The organism is Streptomyces sp. NPDC059009 (genome assembly GCF_042740175.1).
In the GTDB taxonomy this organism is placed as follows: Bacteria; Actinomycetota; Actinomycetes; order Streptomycetales; family Streptomycetaceae; genus Streptomyces.
Window position 1 is genome coordinate 120,548 of record NZ_JBHYJB010000007.1, and the last position, 13,563, is coordinate 134,110.

The 13,563-nt window shown below is 69.7% G+C and carries 9 protein-coding genes; 2 read left to right on the forward strand and 7 right to left on the reverse strand.

The window, feature by feature from the left end:
* Positions 1–59 precede the first annotated feature (59 nt).
* Positions 60–2,357: a glycosyl hydrolase family 18 protein gene (locus ACFWYM_RS09230; protein ID WP_384832429.1), complete on the reverse strand. Its 2,298-nt coding sequence runs from the start codon at positions 2,355–2,357 to the stop codon at positions 60–62.
* A 634-nt stretch (positions 2,358–2,991) separates the two neighbouring features.
* Here ACFWYM_RS09230 and ACFWYM_RS09235 point away from each other — a divergent pair.
* On the forward strand, positions 2,992–5,232 hold the full coding sequence (locus tag ACFWYM_RS09235; protein ID WP_384832432.1) for a M9 family metallopeptidase: 2,241 nt from the start codon (positions 2,992–2,994) through the stop codon (positions 5,230–5,232).
* On the opposite strand, the gene ACFWYM_RS09240 is transcribed toward ACFWYM_RS09235, so the two are convergent.
* Positions 5,229–5,888 (reverse strand): GntR family transcriptional regulator, encoded by a 660-nt coding sequence (locus ACFWYM_RS09240; RefSeq protein WP_384832435.1) that lies wholly within the window; start codon positions 5,886–5,888, stop codon positions 5,229–5,231. The genes ACFWYM_RS09235 and ACFWYM_RS09240 overlap by 4 nt on opposite strands.
* 159 nt (positions 5,889–6,047) lie before the next feature.
* Here ACFWYM_RS09240 and ACFWYM_RS09245 point away from each other — a divergent pair, with 159 nt between their 5' ends.
* Positions 6,048–8,099, forward strand: coding sequence for a collagenase (locus ACFWYM_RS09245; RefSeq protein WP_384832438.1), 2,052 nt, complete (start codon positions 6,048–6,050; stop codon positions 8,097–8,099).
* Positions 8,100–8,217: 118 nt separating this feature from the next.
* On the opposite strand, the gene ACFWYM_RS09250 is transcribed toward ACFWYM_RS09245, so the two are convergent.
* The 5 genes from ACFWYM_RS09250 to ACFWYM_RS09270 all read right to left on the reverse strand — a co-directional run bounded on the left by ACFWYM_RS09250 (position 8,218) and on the right by ACFWYM_RS09270 (position 13,470).
* Positions 8,218–9,753, reverse strand: coding sequence for an MFS transporter (locus ACFWYM_RS09250; RefSeq protein WP_384832441.1), 1,536 nt, complete (start codon positions 9,751–9,753; stop codon positions 8,218–8,220).
* A gap of 44 nt (positions 9,754–9,797) precedes the next feature.
* On the reverse strand, positions 9,798–11,111 hold the full coding sequence (locus ACFWYM_RS09255; RefSeq protein WP_384832444.1) for an aldehyde dehydrogenase family protein: 1,314 nt from the start codon (positions 11,109–11,111) through the stop codon (positions 9,798–9,800).
* 5 nt (positions 11,112–11,116) lie between these two features.
* Positions 11,117–12,130 (reverse strand): NADP-dependent oxidoreductase, encoded by a 1,014-nt coding sequence (locus tag ACFWYM_RS09260; RefSeq protein WP_384832447.1) that lies wholly within the window; start codon positions 12,128–12,130, stop codon positions 11,117–11,119.
* Between the two features lie 69 nt (positions 12,131–12,199).
* Positions 12,200–12,769 carry a TetR/AcrR family transcriptional regulator gene (locus ACFWYM_RS09265; RefSeq protein WP_384832450.1) on the reverse strand — a complete coding sequence of 190 codons (570 nt, stop codon included), beginning with the start codon at positions 12,767–12,769 and terminating at the stop codon, positions 12,200–12,202.
* Positions 12,770–12,774: 5 nt separating this feature from the next.
* A complete protein-coding gene (locus ACFWYM_RS09270) occupies positions 12,775–13,470 on the reverse strand; it encodes a type 1 glutamine amidotransferase domain-containing protein (RefSeq protein WP_384832453.1) in 696 nt (231 codons plus the stop codon).
* Between the last annotated feature and the right edge of the window lie 93 nt (positions 13,471–13,563).

The window sequence follows — 13,563 nt, forward strand, 5'->3', positions numbered from 1 at the left end:
CGGCCCCGATTCATGAGCCGCGCCGTGCCACGGCGGCCGGGCGGCGGTCGTGGCGACGGCTACTTCAGGCCGCGGTCCAGGGTGTTGAACAGGATGTTGTCCGAGGTGTCTCCCGACATCTCCCAGATCATGCCGCCGAGCAGGCCCTTGGACTTGATGTACTGGGTCTTCTTCTCGATGGACCAGGCGTCGTCGAAGGACCACCACTGGCCGTTCGCCCCGGTGTAGCCGTACGTGGAGACGGACTGCTCGTCGTGGTGGACGGTCAGATTCGGGAAGGCGGCGACGAGGTTGTCGTAGCCGCGGGTGCCCGCCTCCTCCTGGAACTGGCCCGGGGCGGCGCCGTTCGCGCTCTGCCACTCGCCGTGCGCGCCGCCGTCGGCGACCTGCTGCCAGCCGCGCCCGTAGAACGGGAAGCCGATGGTCAGCTTGCGCGGCTTGACGCCCTGATCGGTGTACGCCTTCACGGCGTCGTCGATGCTGAAGTCGTTCGGGTACGGGCTCTGCGCGTCCTTGTACAGGTTGGCCTGGTGGCCGGTGCGGTGGGGTTCCCAGGAGTTGTCGCTGCCCGCGCCGTGGAAGTCGTAGCCCTGGACGTTGCCGAAGTCCAGGTACGTGAAGACCTCCTTGAGGTCCCAGCCATCGTTGATCTTCTTGGGGTCGGCCGGGGTGAAGGCGGTGAGCAGGCGGTGGCTGCCGCCGAGCGCGTCGAGCTGCTTGCGGAACTCGGCGATCAGGGCGGTGTTGTTGGCCTTGTCGTCCGTGCTCCAGTGGTTGCCGGGGTGGCCGTCCGGCGAGCCCGGCCACTCCCAGTCCAGGTCGAAGCCGTCGAAGATGCCGGCGGCGACGCCGTCGCCGCCCGCGCCGTTGTACGCGGGCAGGTTGCCCTTGATGTACATGTCGACGCAGGACTTCACGAACTTCTTCCGCGACTCGTCCGTCTTGGCGACGTCGGAGAAGTACTTGGAGTAGGTCCAGCCGCCGAGCGAGACGACCACCTTGAGGTTCGGGTGCCTGGCCTTGAGCTTCTTCAGCTGGTTGAAGTTGCCGCGCAGCTTGCCCCAGCCGTCGTCGGCGACGCCGTCCACGGACTGTCCCGCGGGGAAGGCCCGGCCGTAGTCGGCCTCGGCGTCCCCGGCCCCGTCGCCCTGGTTGGGGTCCTGAGGGTTCTGCGTGGTGCCCTTGGTGACGCCGTTGAGGCAGGTGAGGTTCTTGGGGTCGATGTTGGCGAAGGCGTAGTTGACGACGTCGAGTTTGGCCGCGGCGCCGGACGTCTCCAGGTCCCGCACGAAGTACTGGCGACCGTAGATGCCCCATTGCACGAAGTAGCCGACCTTGGCGTAACCGCCCTGGCCGACGGCCTCCTTGGTGGTGACGGACAGGGTGTTGCTCGCGGGCGAGGCGTTGTCGGCCGCGTCCCGCGCCTTGACGGTGAAGGCGTACTGCGTGTCGGGGGTCAGCCCGGTCACGGTGCTGGTGCGGGTGTCGGCGGGCAGGCTCTCCACGAGGGTCGTGCCGCGGTAGACGTCGTACGCGGCGACGCGCTGGTTGTCGGTGGCCGCGTCCCAGGCGAGCTGCACGGTGCTCGAAGTGACCTCGCCCGCGCGGAGGTTGGGGGGCGCGGTGGGCGGCACGGTGTCGGTCGCCGGGTCCACGGTGGTCGCGGTGACGGGGGCGCCGGCCTCGCCGGTATTGCCGCGCGAGTCCTTGGCGCGGACGCTGAACTGGTAGGCGGTCGCCGGTTCCAGGCCGCGCACCGTGGCCTGGGTGGTGGCGCTGGCCGCCACGACCGCGGTGCCGCGCAGCACCTCGTACGAGGCGACGGGGAAGTCGCCCTGTACGGCCGCCGTCCACTTCAGGCTGACCGTACGGGCGGTGGTGTCGGCGACGCTCAGCCCGGTGGGGGCCTTCGGGGGCACGGCCGCGGTGCCGTCGCACTTGTCGCCGTTGATGAGGCAGCCGGTGGGGGGCTTGAGCTGGCCACTGGCGCGGAAGCTGTAGCTGTACGGCTCGGTGTCACGGCCCGCCGGGACGCGGGCGTTGTAGTACGCGGGCGTCACGACCACATGCCTGCCCTTGATCTCGGCGGTGCCGTGGGTGTGGTCGCTGATGGTGACGCCGTCGGGCAGGTCGAACTCCAGGGACCAGGTGTCGACGGCGGTGTCACCGCTGTTCCTCACGACGAACTTGCCGGTCCAGGACGAGCCGCTTCCCTCGCTGACGAAGGCGGCGGTGAGCTTGGCGGCCGCGTGGGCGGGGGCCCCGAGCGAGGTGAGTCCGGCCAGTGCCAGTGCGAGCACGGCGAGGACGGCGATGAGGCGTCGGGGCGAGGCCAGGACCTCGTGGGATCTGGCCAAGGATCCGAGTGGGGATCTGCGTGGGGATCTGCGTGTGGATCTGAGTGGGGACACGGCTCTCCTCGGGGAAGGTGAGGCGTCCGTCCGTGCCGGGCCTGCCGGGGCCGGGTGCTCGGGCTTGTCGGGAGGCTCTCCTTCGGTTCGCGTCCGTGTGTCCGCCGCTGCCGGGGGCGCACGAGGGCAGCGGTGGATGCGGGAACGGGTCCGATGGGACGGGGGTCGGACGCGCTTCCTGCGGTACAGACCTCTCAGGGAACCACCCCTCGCGGGCATGTCAACGCGGCCGGGAGGGCCCCCGGGCCGTACCAATGCACGGCCCCCGAGCCTTCTGCCACGCTCCCACCCTCGTAAAGGACTGGACCAATTCGACAAGGTTCTCCTTCACCTTGGCTCGATCTGGCCGGTCCCGGCCTCAACTCGCCTTCAGACCCTCCGAGTAGCAACCCCCGGCCTGACAGCTGAGGCCCAACCCCCTTGACCCACAAGGCTGTTGTGGCATGACACAAGGCGAAAAGGATGAAGGACGCGAGTCTTGTCCACCCATGAACCGTGTGCAATTTTACATGTCACATGTGCTATGTGTTCATGTCAAGCAAGATCGCAGGCCGCATCCCCCGCAGAAGGAGAAGTCGCCATGCACCGACGTCGCTACGTCGTGCCCTTATTGATAAGTACCGCCCTGATGGCGGGGAGCGGCGCGCAGGCACTGGCCGCGCCTCTCGGTCCGGAGCCCGCCACTACCACTACCGCTGCCCCTGCCCCTGCCCCTGCCCCTGCCCCACGCGGCAAGCCCGTCTCAGGACCGACCAAGATCGTCGAGCAGGACAGACCCGGCAGGCAGCAGAGAGCCGAACGGCTCGAACCGCTCACACCGCCCGCCACGACGGCCCCCAAGGCGCTGCGGACGACCGCAGCCGCAGCCGACTGCCGGGTCTCCGACTTCACCGGCAACACGGGCACGGCCCTGGTCGACGCGATCAAGGCCGCCTCGGTCGGCTGCATCAACTCACTGTTCAGCGTGACCGGTTCCGACCAGTACCACGCCTTCCGTGAGGCGCAGATGGTCACCGTGGCGGGCGCCCTGCGGACGAACGCCGCGTCGTACAACGGAACCAACGCCGCCAGCACGGAACAACTCGTCCTGTATCTGCGCGCCGGATACTACGTCCACTACTACAACCCCGACACGGTCGGCCCCTACACCGGCACCCTGACCACCGCGACCAGGCAGGCGCTCGACACCTTCTACGCCAACCCGGCCACCCGCACCGTGAGCGACGCGAACGGGGAGATCCTCGGGGAAGCCGTCATCCTCATCGACAGCGCCGAGGAGAACGCGCGCTATCTGTACGTCGTCAAGCGCCTGCTCGCCGCGTACGACAGCGCCCACAACGCGAACTGGTACATGCGCAACGCGGTGAACAACGTCTTCACCGTCCTGTTCCGCGGGGAGTGGGCGGCGGGCTACCCGGCCGCGGTCCAGGCCGACCCGAGCATCGTGGACGCGGTCTACACCTTCGCCGCACAGCACCTGGACCTGTTGAGCACGGACTCCGCGTTCCTGGTGGCCAACGCCGGTGGGGAAACAGCCCGGTTCGTGCAGTACGCCGCCCTGCAGAACAAGGTCCGCCCGCTGAGCAAGTGGCTCCTCGACAACAGCGCGATCACCGGCGACCGCGCGAAGCTGTGGGTGCGGGTGGCCGTCGTGGCCAACAGCAAGGACGCGGCCAACTGCTCCGCCTACGGCACCTGCGACCTGGAGAAGCAGCTCAAGGCCGCGGTGCTGCCCCAGAACCACACCTGCAGCGCCGGAGTGCTGCACATCCTGGCCCAGAAGATGACCGACGACGAGTTCCAGGCGGCCTGTTCGAGCCTGCTCCGGCAGAACTCCTACTTCCACGACGTGGTCAAGGACGGCGGGCGGCCGGTGGCCGACGACAACAACAGCACCATGGAGGTGGTCGCCTTCAAGTCCAGGGACGACTACCAGACGTACGCCGGCGCGATCTACGGCATCGACACCAACAACGGCGGCATGTACCTCGAAGGCGACCCCTCAGCCACGGGCAACCAGCCGCGGTTCATCGCCTACCAGTGGGACACGGACAACGGCTTCGCGGCCCGCATCTGGAACCTCAACCACGAGTACACCCACTACCTCGACGGCCGGTACGACATGTACGGCGACTTCAACGCCGGACAGACACATCCGGCCGTCTGGTGGATCGAGGGCGCGGCCGAGTACGTGTCGTACTCCTACCGCAACCTCCCCTACGACGCCGCGCTCAAAGAGGCCCCGAAGCACACGTACGCACTGAGCACCCTCTTCGACACCACCTACGCGAACACCACCACGGACCGGACCTACCACTGGGGCTACCTGGCGGCGCGGTACATGCTGGAGAAGCACCCCGCCGACGTGACCAGGCTGCTCGGCTACTACCGGACGGGGAAGTACGCCGACGCGTACCGCTTCACCAAGTCGCTGAACTACGACGGCGCCTTCAACGCGTGGCTGGACACCCTCTCCGGCGGCGGCACGACCGAATGCACGGCGTCCGACACCCGGGTCCTGGGCCAGAACTGCGGGCGCAGCAATGTCTCCGCGACCACCGGCAACACCGCCCACTTCTACATCTGGATCCCCTCCGGCACGACGTCCCTCACCATCAAGGCATCCGGCGGCACAGGCAACGCCGACCTCTACTTCAACCCCGACACCTGGGCCACGCCGAGCGCCCACACCGCACGGTCCACCGGCCCGGACAACACCGAGTCCCTCACGGTGACGGGCCTGCGGCCGGGGGCGTACCACTACATCAGCCTCCACGCCACGACCTCGTTCACGGGGGCGACCGTCAGCACGAGCTACTAGCCACGCGCCCACAGCGACCGTACGTGGCCGAGGTGGCGGGTCATGCACTGCTCGGCTCCCCTGACGTCGCCCGCCAGCATCAGGTCGAGGAGTTCGACGTGCTCCTCGGCGGACGGGACGAGCTGGTCACGTTCGTCGAGGCCCGTCAGGCCGTACAGGCGGGAGCGCTTGCGCAGGTCGCCGACCGTCTCGACAAGGCGGGCGTTGCCGCCCAGCCCGAGCAGCGACAGGTGGAACTGCCGGTCCGCCTCCACATATCCGATCAGGTCGTGGTCGCGGGCGGCGCGCACGATCTCCTCGGCGACCGGGCGCAGCGCCTCCAGGTCCTCGCGGACGGCGCCGCGCGTGATCCTCCCGATCATCGGCACCTCGATGAGCAGCCGGATCTCCGTGTACTGGTCGAGGTCCCCCTCGTCGACCTCCGTGACGCGAAATCCCTTGTTGCGTACGGGTTCCACGAGGCCCTCGCGGACCAGGTCCAGCATCGCCTCGCGCACCGGCGTCGCGGAGATGCCGAAGTCCTCGGCCAGGCCCGGCGCCGAGTAGACCTGGCCGGGCTCCAGTTCACCGGAGATGAGGGCGGCGCGCAGCGCGTGGCCGACCTGATCGCGGAGCCGCTCGCGGGGCGTGCCCAGGTTGCGCTTCAGGTAGCCCATGACGTTCCTTCCGATCCTGCCGCCGCGACGCCCTCAACACCTCAACGCACAATGTCACGTTGTTTTCGCTGGTGACAGGGGGTGGGCAGAGCTGAGAACGGAAAAGAATCCGCCGGACACCTTGCCAGTGCAATTTCACATTACTACCTTACGCATCACATGCCGCTCCAACTACCGCTGTGTGAGCGGCAGTTGCAGCACCCGCACGGTCCGCGCACCCCCCACCGCCGTGCCTCACGCATCCGCACGGCGGCCGACCGGCCGGAGGCCACCTTGATACCCAGATCACCCACCGCGCGAAAATTCGCGGGGTTCCTCGTCGCAGCCCTGATCACCTGCCTGGGGTTCGCGCTGCTCGCCCCCACCGAGAAGGCGTCCGCAGCCAAGGCTCCCCGGCCGACGTCGGACATCGCCCCGCAGCCCGCCACCCCCACCACCATCGCCGCCGACATCGCTTCCGACGCCGGCCGCACGGACAAGCCGGCAGCGGACGCGTCGAAGCGCCCGCCGGTGTCCGCGACGCCGAAGGCCGCCCAGCGCAAGCGGATCGAGGCCGCGGCCCGGCCCAAGTCCGCAGCGGCCTGCGACGTCGGCGACTTCACCTCCAAGACCGGCGACGAACTGGTCAAGCAGATCAAGTCGGTGGAGACCTCCTGCATCAACACGCTGTTCGGCCAGTCCGGCGAGAACGCGAAGGGCCTGTTCCGCGAGGAGCAGATGGTCACCGTGGCGAAGGCGCTGCGCGACGTCGCGGCCACCTACCCGGGCGACAACAGCACGTCGACCGAGCAGGTGGTGCTGTATCTGCGCGCCGGCTACTTCGTGCAGTACAACCACCCGGACGACGTGGGTGAGTACGGCCCGGAGCTGAAGGGCGCCGTCCAGGGCGGCCTCGACGCCTTCTTCGGATCGGCCCGCGCCTTCGACGTGAACGACAAGAACGGCGAGATCCTGGCCGAGTCGGTCATCCTGATCGACAGCTCCGGCGAGAACGCCCGCTACCTGAACATCGTCAAGAAGCTGCTGACGTCCTACGACTCCTCGTACGACGGCTTCTACTGGATGGTCGCGGCGGTCAACAACACGTACACCGTGCTGTTCCGCGGCCACTATCTGCCGGAGTTCGTGTCCGCCGTGGAGGCCGACCCGAGCGTCCTCACCGAGCTGCGCGACTTCGCCGTCGCCCACCTCGACCTGCTCGGCACCGACAAGGCGTACCTGGCGTCCAACGCGGGCCGGGAGCTGGGCCGCTTCCTGCAGCACGACGCGCTCAAGGCCACCGTCCGCCCCCTCGCCAAGGAGCTGCTCGGCCACAGCAAGCTCGACGACCGCACCGCGGCGCTCTGGGTCGGCGTGGCCGAGATGACCGACGAGTTCGACAAGGACAACTGCGCCGACTACGACACCTGCAATCTCAAGGAGCGGATCCGCGAGGCCGTCCTGAAGGTCAAGCACACCTGCGCCCCGAGCTTGAAGATCGTCGCCCAGGCGCTCACCGACGACCAGCAGTCGGCAGCCTGCTCCAGCCTCCTCGGGCAGGACACGTTCTTCCACGGAGTCGCCAAGGACAGCGGGCCGGTCAAGGACGACCACAACGACACCCTCGAAGTGGTCGTCTTCAACTCCAGCCTCGACTACCGGACATACGCGGGCGTCCTCTTCGGCATCGACACCAACAACGGCGGCATGTACCTGGAGGGCGACCCCGCCAAGGAGGGCAACGTCCCGCAGTTCATCGCCTACGAGCAGAACTCCGAGATCTGGAACCTCAACCACGAGTACACCCACTACCTCGACGGCCGCTTCGACATGTACGGCGACTTCGCGGCGGGCCAGACCACCCCGACCGTGATGTGGGTGGAGGGCTTCGCCGAGTACATCTCCTACGCGTACCGCGACGTCACCTATGACGACGCGATCGAGGAGGCCGGCAAGAACACGTACAGACTCAGCACCCTCTTCGACACCACCTACGACAACACCGACACCACCCGGACCTACAACTGGGGCTACCTCGGGGTCCGTTACATGCTCCAGTCCCACCCGGACGACGTCGCCACCCTGCTGGGCCACTACCGCTCCGGCGACTGGAACGCCGCCCGCACCCTGCTCACCGACACCATCGGCACCAGGTACGACGCCGACTTCGCCGACTGGCTGGGCAAGTGCCACGCCGGCGACTGCGGCAGCCTCCCGGCCGCCGCCCGGTGACGGTGCGCCCGTCCCCGTACAGCACACCCGTCCGGTGAGTTGAGGGGACCTCCCCGTCACCGGTGCGAGGCCCGTGAAACCAGCACGGCCTCTGCATCGGTGACGAGGGGGTTTCCGCTCAGCCCTGTCGGGCGACGTCGGCCGCACCCCGAGGGGCCTCGGCCGGGCTGCTCTTCCCGCGCCGGACGAGCTGGGTGTGGCGGCCGTCGTCGATGCGCAGCCCCGTGAGGGCGGTGACGGTCACGAGCGCGAAGGCGACGGCGCCGACCACGAACGCGGTCGTGTACTGCGCCTCTTCGGGCAGCGCCGGGACACCGGCGGGAAGGCCCTTGATGAGGTTCGCGGTGAGCAGCGAGGTGATGACGGCGCTGCCGATCGAGCTGCCGACCGAGCGCGCGATGGAGTTGATGCCGTTGGCGATGCCGCTCTGGTGCACCGGCACTCCCGCCACGATGAACGCGGGCAGCGAGGCCAGGCCGAAGCTGACGGCGACGCCCGTGAGCATGCCGGCGGCGATCACCGAGCCGGTGCTCCCGTGCTGCAGCGCCAGCCACACGTACCCGAGGACGCCGAAGACCCCACCGGTCGCGAGCGTGATCCGGCCGCCGATGCGGCGGACCAGGACACCCGCGATCTGTGCGCCCACGAGGGAGGCGGCCGTGGCGGGCAGCAGGTAGGTGACGGCCGCGGACAGCACGGAGGCGGTGAAGCCGTAGCCGGTCAGTGCGGTCGGCGTCTGCACCAGGTAGGAGGTGGCGATGAACTGGGTGAACATGCCGAAGCCGAGGAGCAGACCGGCGATGTTCGTGAACAGGACGGGCCGCAGCACGAACATCTTCATGTCGACGAGCGGTTCGCGCACCCGTCGCTCGACCACGACCCAGATCGCCGCCATGACGACGGCCGCCGCGAACAACGTGATCGTGCGGGCCGAGCCCCACCCCCACGTGTTGCCCTGGGAGATGGGCAGCAGGAACAGGACGAGTGTGGCCGCGAGCGCGCCCGCGCCGAGCCAGTCCGTGCGGCCGCCGTGCGGCTCGGGTGAGGGCGGGACGACGACGGCCGCAACCACGAAGGCGAGCGCGGACAGCACGGTGGCCAGCCAGAACACATGGTGGTAGTCGGGGTTGTCGCCCTGGGTGAGCAGTCCCGCGCCGACGAGGGCGAGTCCGCTGCCGACGGCGAGGGTGCCGCTGACCAGGCCCATCGCTCCGGGCAGCCGGTGCGGCGGGAGTTCGTCGCGCAGCACGGACAGGGCGAGCGGGAAGATCGCGGTGGCGGCGCCCTGCATCGCGCGGGCGGTGAGCAGCAGCGGCAGGGAGTCGGTGGTCGCGGCGAGCACCGAGCCGACGACCGTCAGGGCGAGCACGCCGAGCAGGACGGGCCGCTTGCCGCGCTGATCGCCGAGCCGGCCGAGGAGCGGAGTGAACACGGCGGCGGACAGCAGCGTCGCGGTGGTGAGCCAACTGGCCGACGACGTGGTGATGTCCAGGTCCTGCTCGATGATCGCGAGGATCGGCACGACGAGGGTCTGCATCATCGACACGACCATCGCGGCGAGGCCCAGGGCCAGGACGAGGCCGGTGCCGGCGCGCCGGGACTCGGGTCTGTCGGGGTGGGCGGCGTGCCGGGATTGCGGAGACAGCGGAGACATGGGTGTGTGCTTTCGGGGCTCTGTTGCGGGTAATGGGGGGTGGGTCAGCTCAGCGGTACGTCGAGGCGGGCCCGGCGGTGGCTGAACGCGGCGATGGAGTGCGGCCCGTGGTAGGCACCCATCCCGGACTCGCCGACGCCGCCGAACGGCAGGTCGGGAACGCGGAGATGGGCCATCGGCAGGCCGAGGCCGAGCCCGCCGGACGACGTCTCGGCGGCCAGCCGCCGCCGGGTCGTCTCGTTCTCGGTGAAGCCGTACAGGGCGAGCGGCTTGTCTCGGTCGTTGATGAAGGCGATGGCCTCGTCCAGGTCGGCGACCTCGACGATCGGCAGCACCGGGCCGAAGATCTCCTCCTGCATGACCGGGGCGTCGCCCTTCACCCCGGCGAGGACCGTGGGGGCGATGTACAGGTCGTCGCGGTCGGTGCGCCCGCCGAGGGCCACGTCGCCGGAGCCGAGCAGCGCGGCGACCCGGTCGAAGTGCCGCTGGTTGACGAGGCGTCCGTACGCGTCCGAGACCTGCGGGTCGGCGCCGAACAGTCGCTCGACGGCCTCGGCGAGGGCGACCTGAAGCGCGGCCGAGGTCGCGGGGTCGGTCAGGACGTAGTCGGGTGCGACGCAGGTCTGGCCCGCGTTGCGGAACTTGGCGTCCGCCAAGCGGTCTGCCACCACGGCCACTTCGGCGTCGCGGTCCACGAACACCGGTGACTTGCCGCCGAGTTCGAGGGTGACCGGGGTGAGGTGCTCGGCGGCGGCCAGCATCACGATGCGGCCCACGGTGCCGTTACCGGTGTAGAAGATGTGGTCGAAGCGGTGCGTGAGCAGTTCCGTGATCTCGGGAACGCCGCCCTCGACGACGGCGACGGCCTGCGGGTCCAGGTATCGCGGCACCAGGCGGGCCATCAACGAGGAGGTGGCCGGGGCGAGTTCGCTCGGCTTGAGCAGGACGGTGTTGCCCGCGGCGAGCGCCCCCGCGACGGGCACGAGGGAGAGCTGGACCGGATAGTTCCACGGGGCGATGACGAGCACGGTGCCCAGCGGCTCGTACTGCGTGCCGGCGGTGGCGCCGTCCGGCAGGCCCGCGAGCGCCTCGGCGGCGAGCGGCTGCGGCGCGAGCCACGCGTCGAGATGGGCGAGCGTGTGGTCGATCTCGCGGATCGGGAGATCGACCTCGGCCGCGTACGACTCGGGGCGCGGCTTGTGCAGATCGGCGTGCAGTGCGTCGGCGATGGCCTCCCGGTTCTCGGTGAACAGGGCGCGCAGTGAGGTCAGTTGGTCCTTGCGCCAGGCCAGGGGCCGGGTGCGGCCGGAGCGGAACGTGTCGCGCAGGGTGCTGATGGCAGCGGCTATGTCGGACATGGCGATCAGACCTGCGGGAGGCGGACGAGCATCTTGCCCGTGTTGGCGCCGCGCATCATGGCCGAGAACGCCTCGAAGGCGTGGTCGATGCCGTCCACGACGGTCTCGTCGGCGACGAGGGAACCGTCCGCGAGCCAGCCGCCCGCCTTCGCGGCGAACTCGGGCACCAGGTGGAAGTGATCGCTCACGTTCATGCCGCGCAGGTTGATGCGCTTGCCGATGGCGAGCGGCAGGTGCGGCGGACCGGCGGGCAGCTCGGTGGCGTTGTACATGGAGATCGCGCCGACCATCGCGACGCGTCCGCGCAGGTTCATGACCTGGAGCGCGGCGTCGAGGTGATCGCCGCCGACGTTGTCGAGATAGACGTCGATGCCGTTCGGCGCGGCCTTGGCCAGCTGCCCGGCGATGTCGCCCTCGCGGTAGTCGAGCCCGGCGTCGAAGCCGTAGTCCTCGGTGAGCCGCTTGACCTTGTCGGGGCCGCCGGCCGAGCCGATGACCTTCGAGGCGCCCAGCTTGTGGGCCAGCTGCCCGGCGACCGATCCGACGGCACCCGCGGCACCGGAGATGAAGACGACGTCGCCCTCCTCGACCGGGGCGACCTCCTTGAGGGAGGCCCACGCGGTCAGGCCGGTGGTGCCGAGGACGCCCAAGTAAGCCTGGGCGGGTGCCAGTTCGGTGTCGACGAGCTGGACCTGGTCGGCGGGCAGGAGCGCGTACTCGCGCCACCCCAGGAAGTGCGTGACCGTCGTGCCGACCGGCACGTCGGCGGAGTGCGAGGCGACGACCGTACCGACGGCCGTGCCGGTCATCGGCTGGTTCAGCGCGAAGGGCGGCAGGTAGGACTCGCGGTCGTCCATCCGTCCGCGCATGTACGGGTCCACGGACAGGTAGTCGTTGCGGACGACGACCTGCCCCGGGCCCGGGTCGGGCACGGTGGTGGTGACGAACGCGACGTCGGAGGCGGTGGGCTCGCCGACGGGGCGGGCCACGAGGTGCCATTCACGGCTGACGAAAGACATGGTGATCCTCTGAAACGTGTGCAGGGGTGATGAGGGGGGAGGGGCGGTCAGCGGGGGTGGGGGGGGAGGTCAGTGCCCTGAGGGGGCGGGCGCGTCGCCGAGCAGGCCGGCCACGAGGGCGTTCGACGCCGGAGCCAGCAGCTCGCGGGCGTACGGTGCGCGCTCCAGGCCCATGACGAGCGCGATGCAGATGTCCGCGGCCTGGGCGGGCCGGACACCGGCCGCGGTGCCCGTCTCGGTGAACAGGCCGGTGAGCAGGGTGCGCAGCTCGCCGACGAAGGAGGTGCAGATGTCGCTGAGCAGCCGGGCCTTCTCGTCGAGGAGCTCGGCGGTGTGCGGGGAGTCCCCGGAGAGTTCGAGGACGAGGTCGAGCTTGGCGGTGAGCACGCCACGGACCCGGTCCGCGTGCGGCAGGCCGGTGTCGGCCGCCGCCCGGCGGGCCCGGACGAGCGCCTGCTCGTAGAGGCGCTCGGCGAGCCGCCGGACCGCGTCGTCCTTGTTGCGGACGTACTGGTAGACCGCGGACCGGGACACGCCCATGGTGGTGGCGATGTCGTCCATCGTGGTGCGCCGTACGCCGTACCTGGTCAGGCAGTCGTACGTCGCGTCGAGGACCGCGTCGAGCCGGTCGGTGCCCATGGCGCTCAGGCCAGCTTCTTGAGCAGTTCGGCGGCGAGCGGCGCGGACGAGGCGGGGTTCTGGCCGGTGACGAGGTTGCCGTCGACGACCACGTTGGGCACCCACGGCTCGCCGACCCGGACGTTCACACCGGCCTCGACGAGGCGGGTCTCCAGCAGCCACTTCGCCTTGTCGGCGAAGCCGGCCTGGGTCTCCTCGGCGTTGGTGAAGGCGGCGACGTCACGGCCCGCGAAGACGTTCGTGCCGTCGGCCCGGGTGGCGGCGAGCAGCGCGGCGGGCGCGTGGCAGACGACGCCGAGCGGCGTGCCGCCCTCCAGGGCCAGGGTGAGGAGCCTGCCGGAGTCGGCGTCGACGGCGAGGTCTTCCATCGGGCCGTGGCCGCCGGGGTAGAAGACGGCCGCGTAGTCGTCGAGGCGCACGTCCTCCAGGCGGATCGGGGACTTCAGCTCGGCGAACGAAGCGAGGGCGGCGGCGGCCTTCTCCGCTCCGTCCGGGCCGCCGTTCACCTCGGGCGCGAGGCTGCCCTGGTCGACGGTGGGCACGACGCCGCCCGGGGTGGCGACGACGATCTCGTGACCTGCCGCCGTGAACGCCGTGTACGGGGCGACGGCCTCCTCGGCCCAGAAGCCCGTGGGGTGCTCGGTGCCGTCGGCCAGCGTCCAGTGGGTGGCGCCGGTCAGCACGAAAAGGATCTTCGACATGCGTGTTCATCTCCGAGGGGGTGGCGAAGGTGACGTTCTGCGTCCGAAGTGTCAGTTCGGCGATGTCCTCGAAGGTAGGTCGCGCCCACAGCG